A 22,991-nucleotide genomic window follows, 5' to 3' on the forward strand; every position below is an offset into this window, starting at 1 on the left:
CTCTTTTTGAGGCTTTTTTTATGTAATTTTGGCAGCCTTACAATTAAGTTTTAGCCATTCCGAACTATGGAATAGCTTTTGCTGAATTAAACAAAAAATCACCTAATGAGTATTTTAAATTCTGTATTAAAGGTTTTTGTAGGAGATAAATCAGAGAAAGACGTAAAGTCGATGCAGCCTTTGGTCAAAAAGATCAAGTCTTTTGAGCAAGAATTAGAAGCTATAAGTCACGACGAGCTGCGTCAAAAGACAATTTCTTTTAAAGCCAAAATTCAAGAAAACTGCAAAGACATCCATGATAAGATAGCTGAACTTAAAAAAGAAGTTGAAGCGTCTACAGATATCGATAGAAACGAGGAAATCTATACTGAAATTGACAAGCTTAATGAAGAAGCCTACAAAATTTCTCAAGAAACCTTAAATGAAATTCTACCAGAAGCTTTTGCCGTTGTTAAAGAGACTGCTAAACGTTTTGCCAACAACGAAACGCTAACCGTAACCGCGAATGAATTTGATAGATCTTTGTCCGGTTCTGCCGATTACGTAAGTTTAGAAGATGATAAGGCCGTTTGGAAAAACTCATGGGATGCTGCCGGAAAAGAAGTAACCTGGGATATGGTCCATTACGATGTGCAGCTTATTGGAGGTATTGCCTTGCACCAAGGTAAAATTGCAGAAATGCAGACCGGTGAAGGTAAAACTTTAGTAGCGACCTTACCACTGTATTTGAACGCACTTTCCGGTAAAGGGGCGCACTTAGTTACGGTGAATGATTATTTAGCAAAACGAGATAGTGCCTGGATGGCTCCTATCTTTCAATTTCATGGGCTTACCATAGATTGTATAGATAAACATCAACCTAACTCAGAAGGTAGAAGAGCCGCCTACAACGCAGATATTACTTACGGTACCAATAACGAATTTGGCTTTGACTACCTAAGGGATAATATGGCACACACACCAAGTGACTTGGTACAAAGACCACATCATTATGCGATTGTAGATGAGGTCGATTCGGTTTTGGTAGATGATGCGCGTACTCCTTTGATTATTTCTGGCCCGGTACCAGAAGGCGATAGACACGAATTCAACGAGTTAAAACCTAAGGTTGCGGATATTGTTCAAAAACAACGTCAACATCTTACGGGCGTATTGGCAGAGGCTAAAAAACTTATAGCCGCTGGCGACACCAAAGAAGGCGGATTTTTATTGCTACGTGTTCATCGCGGATTACCAAAAAATAAGGCGCTCATCAAATTTTTAAGTGAAGAGGGGGTAAAACAGTTGTTACAGAAGACCGAAAACTTCTACATGCAAGATAACAACCGTGAAATGCCTAAGGTTGATGAAGATTTGTTATTCACCATTGAAGAAAAAAACAATCAAATAGAACTTACTGACAAAGGTATTGACTATATCTCTGGTGATATGGATAAAGAATTCTTTGTAATGCCAGATATCGGTGGCGAAATCGCAAAGATTGAAAATCAAGACCTTGATATAGAAAAAGAAGCCGAGCTTAAAGAAGAGCTTTTTAAAGAGTTCGCTGTAAAAGGTGAACGCATTCATACCATGAGTCAATTGCTAAAGGCGTATACACTCTTTGAAAAAGATGTGGAATATGTTGTGATGGACAATAAGGTAATGATTGTTGATGAGCAAACCGGACGTATTATGGATGGTCGTCGGTATTCAGACGGGTTACATCAAGCTATTGAAGCTAAGGAAAATGTAAAGATTGAAGCCTTAACCCAAACTTTTGCCACGGTAACCCTTCAGAATTATTTTAGAATGTACAATAAACTGTCAGGCATGACAGGTACTGCCGTAACCGAAGCCGGCGAATTCTGGGAAATTTACAAATTAGATGTTGTAGAGATTCCTACTAATAGACCTATTGCCCGTGATGATAGAAATGATTTAATCTACAAGACGAAACGCGAAAAATACAACGCGATAATTGAAGAAGTTACTGAGCTTTCAAGAGCGGGTAGACCAGTATTGATCGGTACAACATCAGTAGAAATTTCAGAATTACTTTCGAAATTATTGAGCGTTCGTAAGATTCCGCATAACGTGCTCAACGCAAAACTGCACAAAAAGGAAGCTGATGTTGTTGCTGAAGCAGGTCAAGGTGGTATTGTAACTATCGCAACAAACATGGCGGGTCGTGGTACCGACATTAAACTCTCTCCAGAAGTAAAAGCTGCCGGTGGTTTAGCCATCGTTGGTACTGAAAGACATGATTCTAGACGTGTAGATAGACAATTACGTGGTCGTTCTGGACGACAAGGAGACCCTGGAAGCTCTCAATTTTATGTTTCTTTAGAAGATAACCTAATGCGTTTGTTCGGTTCTGATAGAGTAGCGAAGATGATGGATAGAATGGGGCTTGAAGAAGGTGAGGTAATCCAACATTCTATGATGACCAAGTCTATAGAACGTGCCCAGAAAAAAGTAGAAGAAAACAACTTTGGTATTCGTAAACGTTTATTGGAATATGATGATGTCATGAACGCCCAACGTGAAGTAGTCTACAAAAGAAGGCGACATGCGTTACAAGGTGAGCGCCTAAAGGTAGATATCGCCAACATGATATACGATACTTGTGAAGTGATTGCAGAGACCAATAAAATGGCCGATGATTTCAAAAATTTTGAATTTGAACTCATTAAATATTTTTCAATTACCTCTCCAATTTCAGAAGAAGACTTTAATAGATTAAGTTTTCAAGAAATTGCGAATATGGTCTATAAAATTGCATACGAGCATTACCAGCAAAAAATGGAGCGAAGTGCCACAACTGCTTTTCAGGTAATCAAAAAAGTTTACGAAGACCAAACCAACAAGTTCGAGCGTATTGTTGTACCCTTTACAGATGGTATAAAATCTTTAAACGTGGTCACCAACCTAAAAGAGGCTTATGATAGTAACGGAAAACAGTTGGTTACAGACTTTGAAAAAAACATTACTCTTGCAATAATCGATGATTCTTGGAAAACGCACTTGCGTAAAATGGATGAATTGAAGCAGTCTGTGCAATTAGCTGTACATGAGCAAAAAGACCCCCTACTTATTTACAAGTTTGAGGCTTTTGAACTTTTTAAGAGTATGATCGACAAGGTAAATAAAGAGGTGATTTCCTTTTTATTCAAAGGAGAACTGCCTTCAGAAAATACAAATCAGATTCAAGAAGCTAGAAACGTTAGAAGACCAAAAGAGAAATTGCAAATATCGAAAGAGGAAATTCCGAATAGCGATGAGCTAGCGGCACAAAACCGAGCTGCAGGTCAATCTCAAGGTCAAAGACCTCAAAAAACCGAAACTATTGTTAGGGAAAGACCCAAAATTGGGCGAAACGAAAGAGTCACTATTAAAAATGTAATGTCTGGAGAGAGTAAAGTTGTCAAGTATAAACAGGCGGAACCCCTTATTGATAAAGGTGAGTGGGTTATTATAGAAGATTAGAATTTTGTAAAAAATTGTAATATCAATAGACGGTGACCAAATTTAGGTTGCCGTTTTTGATTATGTAGCAAAACATATTTAGATTTACATTATAATTCGGCCCCCAAACCTAAGATTTAGGCTTATTTTTAAGCTTATTGAAATAACCAATTTAGCATGAACATTCCAAATAAGGATAACTATAGATTGCAGGATAAAACCCAATTGGTTTTAAAGGTAAATTACTTTGCCTGTCTTTTTTCTTTGTTCTTCGGGTTAATATGTTTCTTTTTATTGGATATAGAGGGAGTTGTACCCTACTTCTTTTTTGCTTTTTCGGGTTTAAATTTTATTAATACACTGTTATTCAAATCACACAAAAACCTAACACTTACTTATAATATCACCTCTATTCTGGCAATGGTTTGCGGTATTATAATCACCTTATACAGTGGTGGAATCAGAAGTCCCTTCATTTTTGTTTTAGCCATAGTGGTTTTTGCAGGTTACGTAACCACTAAGGTTTATGGCAAAATTTATCTTTTTATAAATCTTCTTTTAGTCGGTCTTATTTTTTTACATGATGTAAGCAACCTTAATCATGGTCATGATACGATACCAGAGACCTCAAAAGATTGGTTCGCTTTTTTAAGTATTCTATTTGCAGTGTACCTTTTAGGAGGAGTTTTTGGAAGAAATCTATTAAAGGCACATCATAAACTTTATAAATCTCGGCGTGAAGTACAAGCCCGTATTGAAGAAAAGGAAACCCTTTTAAAAGAAGTACACCATCGTGTTAAAAATAACCTACAAACGGTATCGAGTCTTTTAAGCTTGCAATCAAGATCTATCGAAGACGATAAAATAAGTAGCATCATAAAAAGTAGTCAAAATAGAGTGGTATCTATGGCAATGGTACACGAAATGCTTTACAAACGAGATGACTACTTATCTAAAATAGAACTTAAACCATATATAGAAGAATTGTGTGAATACTTAATCCGTTCAATTAAGGGTGGTACGAATACAATTGATTTAAAATTAGATGTTGCCGATATTAAATTGAGTATTGATACCGTTATCCCATTAGGGCTAATTATAAATGAAACGGTCACCAATGCCTTAAAATATGGCTTCCCGGAAGAGAATTCAGGGGAAATACTAATCAAGCTAAGCGCCCAAGAAGAGAAAAAATACGAATTGTATCTTGGTGATAACGGCATTGGTTTTCCTGAAAGTGTTAATCCAAAAAATTCTAAATCTTTAGGTTTAAAATTGATCCACAATTTATCTCGCCAGCTTAGGGGCACTATCGAGAGGGATATGGAAACAAAAGGAACCTACTACCGTATTGTTTTTGAGGAAATAATCGAAGAGTTTAATTCGGTCGATTAACTGGTTTTGTTTTTTTATCTTTAAAGGATAACTAAAAATGGGACCAACCAAATGTTCAAGAAACTACTTCTTGTAGCACTATGTTTTAGTGGTACGCTTTCTGCTCAAGATTACTTTTATAAAAAATTTCACCCTTTTAATCCTGATATACCTTCGCCGGAAGAATTTTTGGGATACGGTATCGGAGAACACCATACCAGACACGATTTAATAGTAAGCTATTTGACCAAATTGGCAGAAGTCTCAGAAAGAGCAAGTATATATGAGTATGGAAAAACTCACGAAGGCCGAAAATTGGTTATTCTCACCATCACTACACCTGAAAATCTTAAAAATCTTGAGGCCCTTAAAAAGCAACATTTAGCATTTACGGACCCGTCAAAATCACCTACGAATTTTGATGAGGTTCCTATTTTTATCAATTTAGGCTATAACGTTCATGGTAATGAACCCTCTAGTTCAGAAGCTGCTTTGCTAACGGCCTATACAATGGTTGCATCGCAAAACTCTGAAATCAATACATACTTAAAACATTCCGTCATTTTTATCGATCCTACCATTAATCCAGATGGTAGAGATCGGCATACGCAGTGGGCAAACACTTATCAGGGTAGTCCACTGGTTGCTGACCCGCAAGACGCTGAACATAACGAATATTGGCCTATGGGCCGAACCAACCATTATTGGTTCGATTTAAATCGTGATTGGCTTTTAGGTATAAACCCCGAAAGTCGAGGGAAATTAAATTGGTATCATGAGTGGTATCCGAACGTAGTTACAGATTTTCATGAAATGGGTAGTCAAAGCTCCTACTTCTTTGAACCTATGAAAACCAATGGATCTCTAAATCCCATTATGCCCAAGGAAAACTATGAGGACTTAAACAATCTCTTTAGCAATTATTTTTCAAAGGCTTTAGATAGCATCGGCTCTTTTTACTTTACAAAAGAAGTATTTGATGGTACTTATCCGGGTTATGGCTCTTCCTATCCTGATTTGCAAGGAGGTTTAGGGCTTCTTTTTGAACAGGCGAGCTCGCGAGGACACAAACAAAAAACGGCATTCGGCGAAATTACTTTTCCTTTCACCATAAGAAATCAATACATCTCTAGCATTACTACAGTAAAAGCTGCTGTTGAAAACAAGGCATACTTGAGAAAATATCAGCAAGAGTTCTTTAAAAGTGCATTAACCAATTCAGGGAAATCAAAAGTAAGAGGATATTCCTTTAGTGATGATTACGACAAAAATAGGGTTAAGGCTTTTATTGATAAACTACTCCTTCATAAAATTGATGTATATGAGTCCGGAAACAGTTTTGTAGTGCCGACAAAACAACCCCAATATCGTATGGTCCAGACCATGTTTGAAACCTATAATAAGTATCGGGACAGCGTCTACTACGATGCTTCGGCTTGGTCCGTTGCTAATTTCTACAATATGAAATATAAAGCAGTGACCAGTTTAAATCTTGGTAAAAAAGTCATTAGCACGGACAGTTTCGTTGAAACAAAAGCCTTACAGAAGTCAGAATATGCCTATATCGTTGATTATGATGACTACAATGCTATAGCAGCATTGAACTTCCTTCAACAAAACAATATTAAAGTCTCTTCATCCTTTAAGCCTTTTACTGCTAAAACTAGTGGTGGTAATATCACTTTTAATTATGGAGCCCTAGTCGTTCCGGTAAGTCTACAGAAAAAAGATGATAACGAAGTTTACGCTTTAATGAAGCAAGCGCAAAATAAATTTAAGGTGCCTGCCTATTCCGTTGAAACCGGCTACAGCTTAAAGGGTATAGATTTAGGTAGTCGCTATGTATCACCCATTAGTAAACCCAGAGCTGCAATGTTAATTGGTGATGGTGTCCGTTCTTATGAAGCGGGAGAAGTATGGCATTTATTGGATACTCGCGTTCATATGCCGATAACCAAAATTCCGATGCGAAACTTTAATCGTATCAATTTCGATAAATACAATACCTTGGTCATGGTCTCGGGTAGGTATAATCTATCCAAAACCCAACAGCAAAAAATCAAAGATTGGGTCGGTAAAGGAAATACGCTAATTACCATCGGTACGGCGTCAAAATGGGCTATCGATAAAAAACTGGTTAAAGAAGAATTGATCAGTACCGATAAAAAAGACTCTACTGAAACTGTTAAAAGGAAGCCTTATGTCGATGCCCCTGAAAATATTGGCAAAGAGGCTATTGGCGGTGTTATTTTTAATGTAGATTTAGATCTAACCCATCCTTTGGCTTTTGGGTATCGAGATACTCAAATTCCCGTTTATAAGAATAATTCCGTCTGGATAGCTCCAAGCAAAAATGAGTATTCAACAGTCGTACAATATTCAAAAAATCCGCTAATTGACGGTTTCATCACAAAGAAAAATAGTAATGAATACTTAAAAAAATCTGCCTCTTTAGTGGTTAGTAAAGTTGGTCGAGGACGTGTTGTGCTATTTGCAGACAATCCCAACTTTAGAGGGTCTTGGTATGGTACCAACCGACTATTTTTGAATGCCTTGTTCTTAGGAGATAAAATAGATGTGCCAGATTAAAATATATAATGCTTTATGCCCAAATAATTCCAAAATGGGCCTTGAATAGAATAATGAATAGAGAAATTGAGCCGCTACTAAATGCTTTAAATGAAACGCCTAGATTGCTAAGTGAGCTAATTGATGAAATTGACCCAGAACTTTACAAGGCAAAGATTATAAAAGACAAATGGTCTATTCATGAACATGCGACCCATATAGCGGTGGGTGATATTTATGGTTTTCAAAAAAGGCTAAAGATGTTCAGCCATAAAGAAAAGCCCACTTTCAAACCGCTCTCCGGAGATAATTTTGACGACTTGTTTTTTTTGAATTTGGACCTAAAAAAGACTCTAGGCGACTTTTTTGAAATAAGGCGAAAAACTGTTGAATTAGCGAAAATGTTTAGTTTAAACGACTGGTCTAAGCAGGCCGTTCATCCAGAATACAAAACCTACACCCCATATATTATGTTAAGGCATTTGTTAATGCATGACCATAATCATTTGTACAAAATCGAAGATATGGGATTAGGAATTAGATAAAAAATAACCTTGAACCAAATGAAAAAACTACTCACATTTTTTTTAGCCTTAGCGCTAAGTCAAACTGTCTTCTCTCAAGAGAAACTGAGCGAAGGGCCCTTTAACCAACTAGTAATAAGGGGAGTAACCCTAATAAATGGAAATGGGGCACCCCCAAGAGGTCCGATAGACATCGTCGTAGAAAATAATAAAATTGTAAAAGTTCAAGTTGTCGGCTACCCCGGAGTAACAATTGATAACGCTAAACGACCTAAATTAAAACCTGGTGGAAAAGAACTTGACTGTTCAGGTATGTATTTACTACCCGGCTTTATTGATATGCATGGTCATATAGGAGGCATTGCGCAAGGGGCTGAAGCAGATTATGTGTTTAAACTTTGGATGGCGCACGGCATTACTACAGTTAGAGAGCCAAGCGGACGTGGAATAGATTGGACATTAGATTTAAAACGAAAGAGCCAAAAGAACGAAATAATTGCCCCCAGAATCTTTGCCTATACTGGTTTTGGACAGCAGACAAAAGATTTCAATCCGTTGAACGACGCACCTATCTCAACCCCTGAACAAGCAAGAAAATGGGTTAGAGCGAACGCTGCACGTGGCGCAGATGGTATCAAATTCTTTGGAGCATCACCGGAGATTATGTCGGCCGCTCTTGATGAAAATAAAAAACTGGGGCTGCGTTCTGCATGCCATCATGCACAATTAGATGTAGCCCGATGGAATGTGCTCAACTCCGCCAGAGCAGGCTTAACGAGCATGGAACACTGGTATGGACTGCCCGAAGCACTTTTTGAAGATAGAACCGTTCAAGATTATCCACTAGACTATAATTACCAAAATGAACAAAACCGCTTTGAAGAAGCCGGGAAATTATGGAAACAAGCTTCAAAACCCTATTCTGAACATTGGAACAATGTAATGAACGAACTAATAAGTTTAGATTTCACTTTGGACCCAACCTTTAATATTTACGAGGCCAGTAGAGACCTGCAAAGGGCAAGACGAGCCGAATGGCATGAAGATTATACGTTGCCTTCGCTTTGGGAGTTTTACCAACCTAGTAAAATTAGTCATGGCTCCTACTGGCATGATTGGGGCACGGAGCAAGAAGTAGCTTGGAGGGAGAATTATAAACTTTGGATGACTTTTATCAATGAATACAAGAATAGAGGCGGTCGGGTAACCACAGGGTCTGATTCCGGGTTTATTTTTCAACTATATGGGTTCGCCTACATTAGAGAAATGGAACTCCTTAGAGAAGCTGGTTTTCATCCTTTAGAGGTAATTCGTTCTGCAACACTTAATGGAGCGGAAGCTTTAGGAATTTCAGACAAAGTGGGTACCGTAGCGGTTGGGAAATTGGCAGACTTTGCAATCGTAGAAGAAAACCCGTTGAAAAATTTAAAAGTACTTTATGGTACAGGAGCCATTAAACTAACCGATGATAATGAAGTTGTTCGGGTAGGTGGCGTAAAATACACTATTAAAGATGGTATTATTTTTAACTCAAAGGCCCTTTTAGAAGATGTAAAAAGAATGGTGACAAATGAAAAAGAAAAAATAGATTATAGTTTAAAGCAGCCCGGCATCAAAGAATAACTGCTTAAGCAATTTTAGAAGTAGCTTTAGTTTCGAAAACTAAAGCTTTTTTTACCCTAGTATTTTTTAATTTGTAGACTCTAGCAACTTTTCTTTCTGTTGTAGTCGTTATTTTGTTCTCAACTTTAACGTTAGTAGTCAATACAACACCCATTTCTATGGTAGCTATCTTTTTATCGGTATTTACATTTTGAGCGATTGCAGTTGCTCCTAAGAAAAGTACAAATGTTAAGGTTAAGATAGCTTTCATAATATTGGGCTTTGTTATAACTATAACGCAGCATACATATCTGAATACGGTTTCATTCGTTGAAAAGCACTAATTTTTCGTTATAAATGATTACATACGGCAAACTGCACTAATTTACCGATAAGCAACCCTAACATAGGAAACACTTCACCGATATAAAATGCACTTAAACCTAGAGACTTCAGTATCTAGATTGTGAAAGAATAACAAAATAAGTCCCTAAACAGTTGAGCTTATCTTTTTATTTAGAGGTAACTCGTACTTTTTTACGCTTAGAATTTTCCATTGCAAAAGCAATACTTGTTAAGGTAAGTGCAATTACAGTAGTAACGATTAATAAGGATAGTATCATAATTAGGCTAATTTTGCACCGTCTCTTTTGGTCTTAAAGCTCAATTCTTTTTTAACTCTAAAGTTTTTGAACATATACAATCGGGCAACCTGTGTTTCAGATTTTTCAATTTTAACGTTCAATACGACGGTTGCAGTTTTTGTTTCAACCTTAGTTTCTTTAGAAGGAGTTTGCGCCATTGCTGCTGTTCCTAAAAAGATTATAAAGATTAAAGTTAAAACTGCTTTCATGATTTGGGTTTTTATTACATGGTAAATGTACCTCGACCCATGGCAGTCCATAGATTTTGCTCGCTCTGCGACACAAAATTTTCGCTAAAAGGTATTTATACAGATAAAATGTATTTTATCTTCGACAAACGTTTTTAACCCAAAAAGCACCTCATCGATTTGAAATGCATTTAATCGGTAAGACACGCTAAATAGAATTACTAGAATTTTAATTTAAAAAGACGTCAGCATTTAAAAACAAGCTTTTGGTTCTTTTTGGACCACCAAGACTTGCATTTAGAATGATGGTTTAGGCAAAGCCAATCTTTCTAATCAATTATGCAAGTTTAGAACGGTTTCTTTTTGTTTTGAACGCTAACTCTTTTTTGATTCTAGAGTTTTTGAACATATACAATCGGGCAACCTTACCTTCTAAGTTAAGTTCTTGCTTAACTTCTTTAATCAATATCACATTTTCAGTAATAGTTTCCACCTTTATCTCTTTAATAGTAGTTTGTGCTACTGCAAAAGTTCCAAAGAAGATTATTGCGATTAAAGTTAAACTTGCTTTCATGTTTGTTTCGTTTTACATCGTAAATGTAATTTCACATGAAAGCTTAGGCAGATATAACTCGGTCTAGGACACTAATTTTTCGCTTAAAAACCAATAGTTGGATAAAGTGTAAAAAAGTATCGGCAACGGTTTTTAATCCGATGAACTACACATCGATTTCGTATGCATTTCATCGATGACATATTAATATAGTTGAAGTAAAAGATTTGGATCTGGACAATTGGTTTTATAAAAATCCAAATCGCTTTCACTACAAACACCTGGGTAATCCCCTTGATAACTTCCCAAATCATTTATAATTTGAAAATGAAGATGAGGTGCATAGTTAACATTAATATCGGGTGTGCCTAAAGTAGCAAGTGTTTCTCCCTTTCTAAATTTTTTGCCAATAAATAATTCATATAAAGACTCAATGGAAAGGTGACCGTATAGGCTATAAAACAAAATATTCTCGAATTTATGCTCTAAAATTATTGTCGGTCCATAGTTACCGATATCATCATTATTGCTAAAACTATGGACCGTGCCTGTAATTGGTGTTATCACTTGTGTACCTGCCTCGCACCAAAAATCGATTCCTAAATGAATATTTCTAGTGCTTCCCTTTGAAAATCGGTCAGCAGCGTCATATAGGTTCCTTTTCTCCAAATAGCCACCATAGGCTACCAATGCTTCATTTCGTGCTAAAACTTCATCAATATACTTTTGGCAACTATCGGGGTTTGTGATATCAACTCCTTTAAGCTCTTTATTCGTAGAGGACAAATCAATACTCATATAGAATTCAAGGGGTATCTTATTGTCCAGTATAGCTATGGGGGCTTTACTAAACTTTAAATTTGAAAAAATCAAAGCGTTAATTTCTATTTAAAAAGTTAAAACTAAAAGGTTCATTTCAAATATAGTTTACATCTTAGTAATTTAAAGCACTTGAAAGCTAGTACAAAACTAAATAAGAAATGGAGATTACATTTTTAGGCCACGCCTCATTACATATTAAAATTGATGATATTAATTTAATCGTTGACCCTTTTATTAGTGGAAATCCAAAAGCGGAGTCAATAAATTTAAATGATTTAAAGGCTGACTATATTCTTGTTACCCATGCTCATAGAGATCATATACTTGATGTTGAGGCTATTGTAAAGAACAACCCTAAGGCCAAACTTATTTCAAACTACGAAATTGTTCAGTGGTTCGATAAAAAAGGAATTCAAGGATACCCCTTAAACCATGGCGGAAAAAAGCATTTTGACTTTGGCATTGTAAAATATATAAACGCGATTCACTCGAGTGTTTTTCCAGACGGTAGCAATGGTGGCAACCCTGGTGGTTTTGTAGTCTCTTCAAAGAATAAGACCATTTATATAGCAGGAGATACTGCTTTGACCATGGACATGAAATTATTACCCTTAATGTTCAAGCAAATTGATCTGGCCATTTTACCTATAGGAGATAACTTTACGATGGGATATGAAGATGCAGCTATAGCTAGCGATTTTGTCGAATGTAATAAAGTGCTTGGTTGCCATTACGATACCTTCCCTCCTATTCCTTTAAATAAAAAAGAGGCCGTAGACCATTTTAAAAACAAAGGAAAAGAACTTTTACTACCCGCAATTGGCGAGTCCATCCATATTTAAAAACTAGAAGATTCTATCACAATACAGGTAAGTTTTATTGGTCTTTTACTACTAATCTTAAAATTTTATGTTGATGAAAAAATTATTTTTAATACCCGTTCTTTTAATATCGTTCAGTTGTCAACCGAAATCAAAAACCAAAAAAGAAGTTGCTGTTGAACCCATTCCTGAAAAAGTGCTATTGTCTCAGGAAGACTTGCAACAATATGAAACTGCTTATTTTGCAAGTGGTTGTTTTTGGTGTGTAGAGGCCATTTTTGAAAGTGTAAAAGGAGTTAAAGAAGTAGTTTCTGGATACTCTGGCGGGCCAGAAAAAAATCCGACATATGAACAGGTAGCATATGGCAGAACAAGACATGCCGAGGCGGTTAAAGTATATTACGACCCAGAAATAATCTCATTTCAGAAGTTGGTAAAAGTATTTTTTGGTTCTCATGACCCTACTTCCCTGAACAGACAGGGTCCGGATAGGGGTGCACAATACCGCTCCATAGCCTTTTATGAGACTAAGGAAGAAAAGAAAATAATAGATGATTATATCACACTATTGGTTTCTGAAGGTGTTTATGACAGACCTATAGTTACCGAAGTAGAAAAGTTTGATGTTTTTTACGGTGCAGAAGATTATCATCAAGATTACGAAAGAAAAAATCCGAATAATTCTTATATCAAAGCTGTTTCAATACCTAGATATAACCGATTTAAAGAGAATTTTAAGGACTATTTGAAAGAAGATGCGCATTAAGATAGTAGGTAGGTTTATTCGGGACTCCAAAGTTAGTTTTTCAATACAACCTCGCTATATTTTGAGTTCACTCGGATAGACTTGCCTGAGTCACCATTTGTTTGATACCCTTTACAAACCTCGTTGTCAAAGTTTTTGGTTCGTTCCATTTTCCATGATGTTGGGTAAACTAAATTAGAACGTGTTCCATTTAAATAAAGTGATACCGGTGTTTTAGGGACTTTACAAGTGAACTCCCCATTTTGAACGGTTACATCAATATCTTTAAAGTTATTGGATACCGAATTAATTTCAACAGCCCCCAGTTTATTGGTGAGCAGTATACTATTGTTCAATTTATCAATAATCACATTGGAAGAAATAGCGTTTAAACGTAACTCCCCTACTTCTTTTAGATTTACCCTTTCTGAATAATCTGTTTTCAACTGTCCATAGTTCCATTTTTGTACAGAAACGGGAGAGTAAGAAGCCCTAATATTGGTAGCGCTGCCTTCAATCGTTGAAGCGAGCAAGCTTGCGTACTGCAAGCTTGCATCTAAATTGTTAGTAGTTTGGGCCAATTTTACTTCGCCATGGCGAACATTCATTTTTAATTTTACAGATTTAGGCATTTTTACCTTGATTGTTTTTTTGACCTTATAGCGTTTGCTGTCCTTATCCGAAGAAAAGTAAAAGATGTTGGGTTTAGAGGCTCTAAGACTATCTCTTAAGAAAAAACGTAAAGAATCTCTTTTTGCTCTCATAGAATCGCGTTTGATTCTTGCTGCTTCACGTTGCAACTCTCTAGTAGCCATTTGTTGTAGATACTTTTCATTGCGTTTTTTAAGCGTCTCTTTCTGTTGCTCTAAACGCTCTACTAACTTTTCATTACGTTCTTCATTAAGTTCTTCGAACTTTTTACCCCATTCCTCAAAATTCTTTTTGAACTCTTCATCAAAACCTTTATCGAACTGCTTCTTCCACTTTTTCATGTATTTCTCGCCGTCCTTTTTGTATTCATTATAATCGAATGTAAAATTCGGCATGTTAGGAAGTTTAGGGATTACCGGCATTTCAGGTATTACGGCAAGCTCCGACAACTTAGAAAGTTCTGATAGCTTGGATAATTCGGACAACCCTGATAATTCCGAAAGTTCAGAGAGTTCAGAGAGTTCTGAAAGTTCAGCTAGCTCTGGCAGGCGTAAATCTTCAAAAAGTGGTTCAACATCAAAATCTATATTAGTATCGTCCCATCTACTTATATTATTATAACTGAATAAACCCTTGCCCTCTCTTCCAGTAGTAATGTCAATTTCCTTACTATTTCCTTTAATCGTAACTCCGCTTTTACTAAAATAACGCTCGGCTTCCTCTTCTTTGGCTCCTTCCAATTCAATGACCGCGGTGATTTCCACTTCATTTTTATCCCAAGTTTCAAACTCGATATCCGCATTACTGGTATTAATATTAAGTGTTGCATTGTCACCCACATTAAAGGTCTCTTTAAATGTTTTGGATTTGGTCTGGGCAAATGCCCCGGTGGTGATGAACACCGAGGTAATTGCACTAAATAATAGCTGTCTGTTCATTTTTTGATAATTTTAATTGATTTAACTTCTCTTTTAACTTCTTTAATAATTGTAAGCGTAATTGCAAATTTTGAATCAATGCTTCAATCGTTTGATCATTAGGGCCTACTTCATTCAGCTCTTTATTCAATCTTTTGTATTCTGCATCTAACTCCGCCAATTGTTCCATATATCCGTCTACAACTCCCTTATTCTCTTCTGATACTTCAAGATTTGCCAGTTCTAGATTTATATTGGCCACATAATAGTTTTCTATCTTCTCTAAATCTGGTGAAAGATCACCTAGAGAAATACTACTTTCCGTTTCATTGTTATTGTTAACAATGGTTTCGGTTGAATCATTATCTTTTTTCGAATTCATAAAAAAGTAAGTTGCCACACTAACAAATATTACCAACGAAGCGGCTATTCTTAACCAGAAATATGAATTTGGTCTTACTTTTTCAGGTAATTCTTCTTCCAGTTTTGCGAAAAAACGGTCTTCATGACCTTTGTTCATTTGATGTGTTTCTTTTTCTCGCTGCTCTTTAAACAGTTTTCTAAGATCTTGTGCCATATTTCAATTCGCTTAAAGATTCTTTTAAATAACTTTTACCTCGTAATAGTCTGGTTCTGCTTGCGGTTTCAGAAATCTTTAAGATCTCTGAAATTTCTCTATGATCATAACCCTCTACCAAAAAAAGTTGTACAACATATCTGTACTTTTCTGGTAATTCTTCAATTTTACGTTTAACCGCATTTATATCTATGTTTTCATCAACATCCCAACTCTCATCATTTGCTATATGCATATATCCTTCGTCCAATTCAATAGTTTTTTGATGCTTAGATTTTAAAAAATCAATACTTCCGTTAACGACGATTCTTTTTAACCATGCTCCAAAGGTTACTTCTCCTTTAAATTGATGAATGCGTTGAAACGCTTTGATAAAGGATTCTTGTAAAACATCCTCTGCATCATCGGCATTCTTTAAAAATCGCATCGCAACACAAAACATACCATCACAATACTGTTTGTAAAGCTTCATTTGCGCCATACGGTCATTCAACTTACATTGTTCTACAAGTTCTAATTGCAATGTGGTCAGTTTTGGTTTGTGTAATTAGTTGTTATCTAAAAGACGAGATAAAAAAAACGATGTGGCAAAATAACAGGAATTTAAATGAAAAAAAATAAGCCCACTACTAATCAGTTTACAAAAAAACCCTGTTAATCAGTTGTTTAATAGAGAAAATAAATCATCTCAACATGAAAATTTCCGCTATAAAAATGAATAGTAATATAGTTAAAACTTGCTACCTTCGTAAGTAGTTGCCATATTATGATTCCTAAGAAAAAAGAAACCAGTGCCGGCAAACGCATTGATAAAATTAAACAGCTTCGTAGACAAGAACCCTCGGCCTCGGCCCTAATAGAGGGTATTAGAATTGGAGATAAGGCCCATTTAGCTAGAGCAATTACCTTAATTGAAAGTTCAAATCAAGATCATTCTGAAAAAGCCAACGAAATTATAGAAGGTTGTTTGGCGAATAATAAAGAAAGTATTCGTGTAGGCATTACAGGAGTGCCTGGTGTTGGCAAAAGTACTTTTATTGAAGCGCTTGGTAAAATGCTAACCGGTTTAGGAAATAAAGTAGCGGTGCTAGCAGTAGACCCTACAAGCTCATTAACGAAAGGCAGTATTCTTGGTGATAAGACAAGAATGGAACTTCTGGCAAAAGACCCTAATGCATTTATACGCCCTTCACCATCTAGCCAATCTTTGGGCGGTGTTGCGCGAAAAACCAGAGAGAGTATTATGTTATGTGAAACCGCTGGCTATAATGTAATATTGGTAGAAACCGTTGGTGTAGGGCAAAGCGAAACGGTAGTTCATGGCATGGTCGATTTTTTTCTATTGCTAAAGTTAGCCGGAGCAGGTGACGAGCTGCAAGGCATAAAACGAGGTATTATGGAAATGGCTGATGGGGTTGTCATCAATAAAGCTGACGGGGCCAATAAAACTGAAGCCGATAAAGCCAAAGTAGAGTTTACTGGTGCGCTTCATCTTTATCCAGCCAAAGAAAATAACTGGTATCCCAAAGTATTGACCTGTTCTGCCCTACATAATGAAGGAATTACCGATATCTGGGATATGATTACCGATTATACCACCATTGCAAAAAAGAGCAGGTCATTTCATAGAAATCGGATTCAACAAAACCAAAATTGGTTTCTTGAAACTGTAAATCATAACATTTATCAAAACTTCTATACCAACCCTGAAGTAAAACATGAACTGGATAAGCTATTACTGGCAATTCAAAAAAACCAAATTTCTCCCTTTTTTGCAGCTAGAAAGCTCTTAGCCCTACAAAATACACCTTAAATAAAAAGCCTAAATTTGCCCACAGTTATTCCCTATTAATGAGTTTACCGACCGATACTTTATTATCCATTGTTGTTCCACTTTATAATGAAGAAGATAATGTTGTTCTTCTTACCCAAAAAATCCATGAGAGTTTGGGTGGCTATAACTATCAAATTATTTATATCGATGATTTTTCAACCGACGATACCAAGAACGTTGTTAAGGGAATGGATGACAAAAAAGTTCATTTAATAGAACTGAAAAAGAATTACGGGCAAAGCCTGGCACTAGCAGCCGGTATCGATTACGCTAAAGGCGATTACATTATAACAATGGACGGCGACTTGCAAAATGACCCTTCCGATATTCCCCAAATGCTTGAATTCGCACAAAGTGATGACTACGATTTAATTACGGGTATTCGGCAAAAACGTAAAGATTCATTGGTAAAAAAGATACCTTCAAAAATTGCCAATTTTTTGGTTCGAAGGGTTACCAAATTAGATATAAAGGACAATGGATGTGCCTTAAAAGTATTTACCAAGGATATCGCAAAAGGTCTTAATCTTTATGGCGAGATGCATCGTTTTATTACGCTTTTGGCTTTTTTGGAAGGAGCGCAAATAAAACAAGTTCCGGTAAAACATCATGCAAGGCATGCAGGAGTCTCGAAGTACGGACTGGAGCGTGTTTTTAAAGTGGTTGCAGATATGATGCTGCTACTCTTTATTAGAAAATATTTTCAACGCCCCATTCACTTGTTCGGTATATTGGGCGTTTTATTGATAATACTGGGCACCTTTATTGAAGTATATCTCTTGATTGTAAAATTCGGATTTGGACAAGATATCGGTACCAGACCTTTATTGATTTTTGGTATGATGTTTATTTTAGGAGGAATTCAACTTTTTACTATCGGTATAGTTATGGAGTTGCTCATTAGAACCTATTATGAATCACAACAAAAAAGACCGTACCGTATCAAAAAAATATCAATTGGTGACCAAAAAACAGCGTAAACATCTAATTACGTTTTTGAAGTTGGTAATTAGTGTAGCACTAATTTATTTCATATTCACCAAAATAAATTTAAAGGATGTCTTGGTTATCTTAAAAACATCCAATCCCTTTTATCTGTTCATAGCTTTTGTTTTGGTTGTATTTTCAAAAATTATGGCCTCTTTTCGGCTAAATCTCTATTTTCATGAAGTAGGTGTAAGACTTAAGCAAAAGAGCAATCTTAAACTTTACCTATTAGGTATGTTTTACAACCTTTTTTTACCAGGTGGTATAGGAGGTGATGCGTATAAAGGATACTTGATACAAAAGAATTATCAAGTGGGTGTAAAGAAAAGTGCCGGAGTATTGGTGTTAGACAGATTAAGTGGAATGCTTCTTCTTTTTCTATACGCCTGTGTGCTTGCCGTTTTTATAAAAAACGATTTTTTAAGTCGCTTTAATTGGCTTTTTATATCCTGTATTCCTCTGAGTGTTAGTGTGTATTGGTACTTAGTCAAACGGTTTTTCGCCTATACCCTTCCTGTTTTTTGGAAGTCTTTTGCCTATTCTTCGATAGTACAATTATCACAACTTATAGCTGTTTGGTTTATACTAAAAGCCCTATCGATAAAGTTAGCCACTATTGCCTATCTATTTATTTTCTTGGTTTCCTCTATTGTCTCGGTACTTCCGTTAACAATAGGCGGTATTGGCAGTAGAGAACTTACCTTTTTATACGGTGCAGAATGGCTTAATTTACAAACAGATTCATCGGTAAGCATAAGCTTTGTCTTCTTCTTAATTACAGCTTTAGTCTCTCTTGGCGGCATGTATTACCACTTTAAAAAACCTACATTAGAAGTTAACGAAGTTTAGTAAATATGCACCAAGTGCATTTCATTAAGAACTTTTTTTCTTGTTGTAGGGTCTAAAAATTTTGCTTGTAGACGGGTAATTCTAAATTGCTTTTCGGTAAACCGCCTATCCCAATCAAAACCTGATTTTCTTAAACTTTCTAAACCGATATCATCAACGTAAACCCAAATATCTTTCTTATTGGCTATCTCTGCTAAGGATGAGGGTATAACGGGTTTTTTGTTATAAAAATCAAGAGCCCATGTAGGCATTTCAGAGATTTTATAGATTTTATCCGTTGGTATGTTATTTTCTTCAACTCGTTGAGCTATGGTAGAACCTGCCTGATACTTTAGTAGATTGGGATAAAAATGTGTGTTCAGTACTCCGTTCAGCAACAAAGAACTACAAACGGATAATGTTATAATCCGCATATAATATTCTTCACGTTTTAAACAGAAATATGTTATGGCCAGTAGCACCAGTATTAAAATTACATAGCTATACCATTCTTCAAACTTAAAGACGTAAAAGCATATTAACACTGAAGAAATGAATACTAAGCTTAGAATAAAATATTGTACGCCCAACAGAAATTTTATGGTATTTCTTTTGGTATGCTTATACAAACTGTGCAAGTATGACGCAGTGAGAACAGCATAAAGTGGCATCATAATATTCATATAATGCGGTAACTTAAACTGTGCAAAGCTGATGATGAAAAAGATTATGGTTATACCTCCAACTGTCAAAAACTCAAACTTGTTATGGTACTTAAAATTAGACTTTAAAAATACTTTCAGACGCCACCAGTAAGCTATTAAGGCCAATACTGTCCAAGGTAAAAAGACCCAAAGAAAAGTGTGGAAAAAGAAAAAATAATCGCTACTATTTTTTCCGTGTCCTTCGCCACTTAATCGCTCAAAACTCTGTTCCCAAAAAATAAAGAAAATTCCACTTCGGTTGTTTTTCCCTCTAATTACTTTTTCAGGGTGTAGGTCAAATTGAAGATAATAGGCATAAAGCATAGGCGCAATGGTAAGGCCAAAAACAAGTAAAGCAACCAATACCCGCCAATTCAAAAGCTTGTTCCATTTTCGGGTATAAGCGAGGTGGCACAAAATACAGATCCCTATTACCAATAAAGCAATCTGACCTTTTGTAGAAAAAGCAATTCCGGCCCCAAATGCCCCAAGCGCAATATTCTTAATTGTATTATTTTCAATGTATGCAACCAACTGCCAGATGGCAAAAATTGTAAAACCGGTCAAGACCGCATCCGTTCTTACATCGATATTCGATAGCACAATGGTTTGAGCGGTCATAAAAATTAGTGCAGCGAACTTTCCAATATCGGTATTGTAGAGCAACTTTGCTAATCCGTAACAGCTATAAGCCCCCAGAAGTGTGGCCAATATCCCTGGTATACGATAGGCCCAATGATTAATACCAAAAATTTTATAGGACAATGCCGCTAACCAATAATGCATATGAGGTTTGTCTAAATACTCATTGGTTCCTTTAAAGAGATTTACAAAATCATTCTCTTGAACCATTCGCATTGCCATTACGGCAAATTGTGCAGAATCATACTCAAATAGCGGAGAAAACATTCCGATGATATACACCAGAATAACCAAAGCAATTAAAAACCAATATCTGGTTGTAGAAATCAAGCCTTAATTTTTAAAGTAGTAAAGATATATAACTTGGTAAATAACCAGCCAAAAAGAATACCTATTCCAATACCTGTAATCACATCTAACGGAAAATGTACTCCAATATATATTCTGCTGTAAGCGACCATTAGTGCCCAAATCACCAAAAGGACCCCAATAAATTTTATTTTGCCCCTAAATAGCAAACCAAAAAAAGTAGCCAAGGCAAAAGAGCTTGCGGCATGGGCCGAAAAATAACCAAATTTACCACCACAATAGCTTTTCACTAAACGCATAACTGCGGACACTTCTATATCATGACAAGGTCTAAAACGCTGAACTCCATACTTAAAAAAGTTGGCCAATTGGTCCGTAACGGTTATTAATATGGCAACGGTGACCAAGAGAAGAATGGTTTTTTTAAGTTTTAAGTTTTTAAACGCTAACCAAAGAAGAACTACGTACAAGGGAATAGAATTCCATTTATTAGTAATGAAAAGCCAAAAACCATCCCAACTTTTTGTACCCAATCCATTTAAAAATAGAAAAAGCTCTTTATCTAGTTGTAAAAGCTGTTCTAACATTACTAACTATCGTAACGTGCCACTTCCCTGTCATAAAAGGCGGTAGCGGCTTCAATTAAATTTTCAGTTTCTTCTTCAAGTTCCTTTTCATCTTCTTTAGAAAACTCTTCTAACCACTCTACTTCATCATCTTCTAGGTTTATGATAAATCTGGGGAACTCGGTATGCACGATATAAATACCGTTAGGAAAATCTGTATTATCCCCTAAGAGAAACTTTGGCAAATCCATTCTTTACGAATTTAAAATCAATCGTTTTGTTAAATAATTAAATCGAAGATACAACATTACTGCAGATGCAGTAAGTCCCAATAATAGTCCAATCCATATACCTGTACTCTTATATTCCGTAAATAATCCTAAGTAATAACTTACAGGAAAACCAATAAGCCAATAGGCTATAAAGGTAATGAGTGTGGGGATTTTTACGTCTTGCAAGCCACGTAGAGCGCCCAAGACAACGACTTGAATACCGTCTGAAATTTGAAAAACCGCTGCTACCAATAAAAGTTTGGCCGCTAAAAATATTACCTCGGTATTATCTATTTGGTTCGCAACATCATCAACATCTAAATAAATGGTAGGCAACCAATTTCTACCTAGAAGAAATATGGTCGCAAAAACAATTTCAAGCAAAAAGGTCAACAAGAAAATTGATATTCCAATTCTTCTGAGAGCCTTAAAATCTTTTAAGCCTTTCTGGTTACCAACTCGTACCATGGCCGCTACACCCAAGCCCATACCCACCATAAATGTCATGCTGCTTAGATTCAAAGCAATTTGATTGGCGGCCTGCGCGTTTTTTCCTAAAACTCCACTTAACCAAATTGCCGCCGTGAAAATGGCCACCTCGAAAAACATTTGCAGTGCTGAAGGAAAACCGAGATTAATGATTTTCTGCATTACACCTTTCTCTATCTTTTTGAAATTAAAACCGGTAACATACTCATGGAACTTCTTCTTACTCTTTAATAAATACCATATAAAGGCAACCATTACTACCCTAGATACCAATGTACCGATTGCAGCACCGACTATACCCAATTTTGGAAATCCGAATGAGCCAAAAATTAACAAATAGTTCAAAACGATGTTTACCACATTGGCCAAAATTGTCGCATACATCGGGTATTTTGTTTGTGATAGGCCCTCAGAAAACTGTTTGAACGCCTGAAAAATAATCAATGGCACCAATGAAAAGGCTACTAGTTCAAGGTAGGGTATGGCCAGTTCTACAACCTCTTTGGGCTGTTGCATAACATACATCAGCGGTTTGCACAGCAAAATGATACCAAAAAGTGAAAGCCCTAAAAAAGAACAAAGTACTAATCCATGCTTAAGTGCACTTTTACCATTTGCCCTATTTCCAGCACCATCGGCCTCGGCGACCAAAGGTGTAATTGCCGTGGAAAAGCCAATACCCAAAGACATGGCAATAAAAACAAAACTATTGCCCAAAGAAACGGCTGCAAGTTCAGCGGTGCCTAATTGCCCCACCATAATATTATCGGCAAAGGCAACAAAAGTATGCCCTAACATACCCAAGATAACAGGATAGGACAGTTTTAGATTATAGCGAAACTCTTTGGTGTATTGTTGGAACAACCCTGAATGGTTTAGAGTATCTAAAGATACTTTTTAAGTATTGAATATAATTATGTTGATTGA

21 protein-coding genes are annotated in these 22,991 nt (G+C 36.2%); 10 read left to right on the forward strand and 11 right to left on the reverse strand.

What is annotated here, in order from left to right; genetic code table 11:
* Positions 1-105 precede the first annotated feature (105 nt).
* The 5 genes from secA to ACFSQJ_RS02350 all read left to right on the forward strand — a co-directional run bounded on the left by secA (position 106) and on the right by ACFSQJ_RS02350 (position 9,536).
* On the forward strand, positions 106-3,468 hold the full coding sequence (gene secA / locus ACFSQJ_RS02330) for a preprotein translocase subunit SecA (protein WP_377765221.1): 3,363 nt from the start codon (positions 106-108) through the stop codon (positions 3,466-3,468).
* A gap of 156 nt (positions 3,469-3,624) precedes the next feature.
* A complete protein-coding gene (locus ACFSQJ_RS02335; RefSeq protein ID WP_377765223.1) occupies positions 3,625-4,842 on the forward strand; it encodes a sensor histidine kinase in 1,218 nt (405 codons plus the stop codon).
* A 51-nt stretch (positions 4,843-4,893) separates the two neighbouring features.
* On the forward strand, positions 4,894-7,410 hold the full coding sequence (locus ACFSQJ_RS02340) for a M14 family zinc carboxypeptidase (protein ID WP_377765224.1): 2,517 nt from the start codon (positions 4,894-4,896) through the stop codon (positions 7,408-7,410).
* 53 nt (positions 7,411-7,463) lie between these two features.
* On the forward strand, positions 7,464-7,934 hold the full coding sequence (locus tag ACFSQJ_RS02345; RefSeq protein ID WP_377765226.1) for a DinB family protein: 471 nt from the start codon (positions 7,464-7,466) through the stop codon (positions 7,932-7,934).
* Between the two features lie 18 nt (positions 7,935-7,952).
* Positions 7,953-9,536, forward strand: a complete 1,584-nt coding sequence (locus tag ACFSQJ_RS02350; RefSeq protein ID WP_377765227.1) for an amidohydrolase family protein — start codon at positions 7,953-7,955, stop codon at positions 9,534-9,536.
* A 4-nt stretch (positions 9,537-9,540) separates the two neighbouring features.
* Here the strand turns inward: ACFSQJ_RS02350 and ACFSQJ_RS02355 are convergent, their stop codons facing one another.
* From ACFSQJ_RS02355 to ACFSQJ_RS02370, 4 genes are all read right to left on the reverse strand, one after another.
* Complete coding sequence (locus ACFSQJ_RS02355) at positions 9,541-9,786, reverse strand: hypothetical protein (protein WP_377765229.1); 246 nt, start codon at positions 9,784-9,786, stop codon at positions 9,541-9,543.
* A gap of 354 nt (positions 9,787-10,140) precedes the next feature.
* Entirely contained in the window at positions 10,141-10,368 is a 228-nt protein-coding gene (locus tag ACFSQJ_RS02360; protein ID WP_377765230.1) for a hypothetical protein, read from the reverse strand.
* 316 nt (positions 10,369-10,684) lie between these two features.
* On the reverse strand, positions 10,685-10,921 hold the full coding sequence (locus tag ACFSQJ_RS02365) for a hypothetical protein (protein ID WP_377765232.1): 237 nt from the start codon (positions 10,919-10,921) through the stop codon (positions 10,685-10,687).
* A 183-nt stretch (positions 10,922-11,104) separates the two neighbouring features.
* Entirely contained in the window at positions 11,105-11,698 is a 594-nt protein-coding gene (locus tag ACFSQJ_RS02370) for a peptidoglycan DD-metalloendopeptidase family protein (RefSeq protein ID WP_377765234.1), read from the reverse strand.
* Between the two features lie 182 nt (positions 11,699-11,880).
* Here ACFSQJ_RS02370 and ACFSQJ_RS02375 point away from each other — a divergent pair, with 182 nt between their 5' ends.
* Entirely contained in the window at positions 11,881-12,564 is a 684-nt protein-coding gene (locus tag ACFSQJ_RS02375) for a metal-dependent hydrolase (RefSeq protein ID WP_377765235.1), read from the forward strand.
* Between the two features lie 73 nt (positions 12,565-12,637).
* Positions 12,638-13,309, forward strand: a complete 672-nt coding sequence (msrA, locus tag ACFSQJ_RS02380) for a peptide-methionine (S)-S-oxide reductase MsrA (protein WP_377765237.1) — start codon at positions 12,638-12,640, stop codon at positions 13,307-13,309.
* A 32-nt stretch (positions 13,310-13,341) separates the two neighbouring features.
* Here the strand turns inward: msrA and ACFSQJ_RS02385 are convergent, their stop codons facing one another.
* The 3 genes from ACFSQJ_RS02385 to ACFSQJ_RS02395 are packed head-to-tail and all read right to left on the reverse strand — an operon-like array spanning position 13,342 to position 15,956.
* The gene (locus ACFSQJ_RS02385; RefSeq protein WP_377765238.1) at positions 13,342-14,877 is read right to left on the reverse strand and encodes a hypothetical protein; all 1,536 of its coding nucleotides are present in this window, start codon (positions 14,875-14,877) and stop codon (positions 13,342-13,344) included.
* On the reverse strand, positions 14,855-15,433 hold the full coding sequence (locus ACFSQJ_RS02390; RefSeq protein WP_377765239.1) for a hypothetical protein: 579 nt from the start codon (positions 15,431-15,433) through the stop codon (positions 14,855-14,857). Before ACFSQJ_RS02390 ends, ACFSQJ_RS02385 begins: the two co-directional genes overlap by 23 nt.
* Positions 15,417-15,956, reverse strand: a complete 540-nt coding sequence (locus ACFSQJ_RS02395; protein ID WP_377765240.1) for an RNA polymerase sigma factor — start codon at positions 15,954-15,956, stop codon at positions 15,417-15,419. The genes ACFSQJ_RS02390 and ACFSQJ_RS02395 overlap by 17 nt, the downstream gene beginning before the upstream one ends.
* Positions 15,957-16,199: 243 nt before the next feature.
* On the opposite strand from ACFSQJ_RS02395, the gene meaB reads away from it, so the two are divergent.
* The 3 genes from meaB to ACFSQJ_RS02410 are packed head-to-tail and all read left to right on the forward strand — an operon-like array spanning position 16,200 to position 19,103.
* Positions 16,200-17,246, forward strand: coding sequence for a methylmalonyl Co-A mutase-associated GTPase MeaB (meaB, locus tag ACFSQJ_RS02400; protein WP_377765242.1), 1,047 nt, complete (start codon positions 16,200-16,202; stop codon positions 17,244-17,246).
* Between the two features lie 38 nt (positions 17,247-17,284).
* Positions 17,285-18,247: a glycosyltransferase family 2 protein gene (locus ACFSQJ_RS02405; RefSeq protein ID WP_377765244.1), complete on the forward strand. Its 963-nt coding sequence runs from the start codon at positions 17,285-17,287 to the stop codon at positions 18,245-18,247.
* Complete coding sequence (locus ACFSQJ_RS02410) at positions 18,180-19,103, forward strand: lysylphosphatidylglycerol synthase transmembrane domain-containing protein (protein WP_377765245.1); 924 nt, start codon at positions 18,180-18,182, stop codon at positions 19,101-19,103. Before ACFSQJ_RS02405 ends, ACFSQJ_RS02410 begins: the two co-directional genes overlap by 68 nt.
* Here ACFSQJ_RS02410 and ACFSQJ_RS02415 read toward each other — a convergent pair.
* Genes ACFSQJ_RS02415 through ACFSQJ_RS02430 form a run of 4 tightly spaced genes read right to left on the reverse strand, consistent with a single transcriptional unit; the run spans position 19,100 to position 22,928 of the window.
* Positions 19,100-20,758, reverse strand: coding sequence for a glycosyltransferase family 39 protein (locus tag ACFSQJ_RS02415; protein WP_377765246.1), 1,659 nt, complete (start codon positions 20,756-20,758; stop codon positions 19,100-19,102). The genes ACFSQJ_RS02410 and ACFSQJ_RS02415 overlap by 4 nt on opposite strands.
* On the reverse strand, positions 20,755-21,324 hold the full coding sequence (locus tag ACFSQJ_RS02420; protein WP_377765248.1) for a phosphatase PAP2 family protein: 570 nt from the start codon (positions 21,322-21,324) through the stop codon (positions 20,755-20,757). Before ACFSQJ_RS02420 ends, ACFSQJ_RS02415 begins: the two co-directional genes overlap by 4 nt.
* A 2-nt stretch (positions 21,325-21,326) precedes the next feature.
* Positions 21,327-21,554 carry a hypothetical protein gene (locus ACFSQJ_RS02425; protein ID WP_377765249.1) on the reverse strand — a complete coding sequence of 76 codons (228 nt, stop codon included), beginning with the start codon at positions 21,552-21,554 and terminating at the stop codon, positions 21,327-21,329.
* Between the two features lie 3 nt (positions 21,555-21,557).
* Positions 21,558-22,928, reverse strand: a complete 1,371-nt coding sequence (locus tag ACFSQJ_RS02430; protein WP_377765251.1) for an MATE family efflux transporter — start codon at positions 22,926-22,928, stop codon at positions 21,558-21,560.
* Positions 22,929-22,991 lie beyond the last annotated feature (63 nt).

Source organism: Croceitalea marina (assembly GCF_042684265.1).
GTDB classification, from domain to species: domain Bacteria; phylum Bacteroidota; class Bacteroidia; order Flavobacteriales; family Flavobacteriaceae; genus Croceitalea; species Croceitalea marina.

What these genes read in the sequence shown, in the direction of transcription:
- ACFSQJ_RS02350 (WP_377765227.1), top strand. Translation starts at nt 7,953, where the DNA reads ATGAAAAAACTACTCACATTTTTTTTAGCCTTAGCGCTAAGTCAAACT.
- ACFSQJ_RS02335 (WP_377765223.1), top strand. Translation starts at nt 3,625, where the DNA reads ATGAACATTCCAAATAAGGATAACTATAGATTGCAGGATAAAACCCAA.
- ACFSQJ_RS02365 (WP_377765232.1), bottom strand. Translation starts at nt 10,921, where the DNA reads ATGAAAGCAAGTTTAACTTTAATCGCAATAATCTTCTTTGGAACTTTT.
- ACFSQJ_RS02340 (WP_377765224.1), top strand. Translation starts at nt 4,894, where the DNA reads ATGTTCAAGAAACTACTTCTTGTAGCACTATGTTTTAGTGGTACGCTT.
- msrA (WP_377765237.1), top strand. Translation starts at nt 12,638, where the DNA reads ATGAAAAAATTATTTTTAATACCCGTTCTTTTAATATCGTTCAGTTGT.
- ACFSQJ_RS02345 (WP_377765226.1), top strand. Translation starts at nt 7,464, where the DNA reads ATGAATAGAGAAATTGAGCCGCTACTAAATGCTTTAAATGAAACGCCT.
- ACFSQJ_RS02390 (WP_377765239.1), bottom strand. Translation starts at nt 15,433, where the DNA reads ATGGCACAAGATCTTAGAAAACTGTTTAAAGAGCAGCGAGAAAAAGAA.
- ACFSQJ_RS02375 (WP_377765235.1), top strand. Translation starts at nt 11,881, where the DNA reads ATGGAGATTACATTTTTAGGCCACGCCTCATTACATATTAAAATTGAT.
- ACFSQJ_RS02360 (WP_377765230.1), bottom strand. Translation starts at nt 10,368, where the DNA reads ATGAAAGCAGTTTTAACTTTAATCTTTATAATCTTTTTAGGAACAGCA.
- ACFSQJ_RS02425 (WP_377765249.1), bottom strand. Translation starts at nt 21,554, where the DNA reads ATGGATTTGCCAAAGTTTCTCTTAGGGGATAATACAGATTTTCCTAAC.
- ACFSQJ_RS02370 (WP_377765234.1), bottom strand. Translation starts at nt 11,698, where the DNA reads ATGAGTATTGATTTGTCCTCTACGAATAAAGAGCTTAAAGGAGTTGAT.
- ACFSQJ_RS02410 (WP_377765245.1), top strand. Translation starts at nt 18,180, where the DNA reads ATGAATCACAACAAAAAAGACCGTACCGTATCAAAAAAATATCAATTG.
- secA (WP_377765221.1), top strand. Translation starts at nt 106, where the DNA reads ATGAGTATTTTAAATTCTGTATTAAAGGTTTTTGTAGGAGATAAATCA.
- ACFSQJ_RS02420 (WP_377765248.1), bottom strand. Translation starts at nt 21,324, where the DNA reads ATGTTAGAACAGCTTTTACAACTAGATAAAGAGCTTTTTCTATTTTTA.
- ACFSQJ_RS02355 (WP_377765229.1), bottom strand. Translation starts at nt 9,786, where the DNA reads ATGAAAGCTATCTTAACCTTAACATTTGTACTTTTCTTAGGAGCAACT.
- ACFSQJ_RS02405 (WP_377765244.1), top strand. Translation starts at nt 17,285, where the DNA reads ATGAGTTTACCGACCGATACTTTATTATCCATTGTTGTTCCACTTTAT.
- meaB (WP_377765242.1), top strand. Translation starts at nt 16,200, where the DNA reads ATGATTCCTAAGAAAAAAGAAACCAGTGCCGGCAAACGCATTGATAAA.
- ACFSQJ_RS02385 (WP_377765238.1), bottom strand. Translation starts at nt 14,877, where the DNA reads ATGAACAGACAGCTATTATTTAGTGCAATTACCTCGGTGTTCATCACC.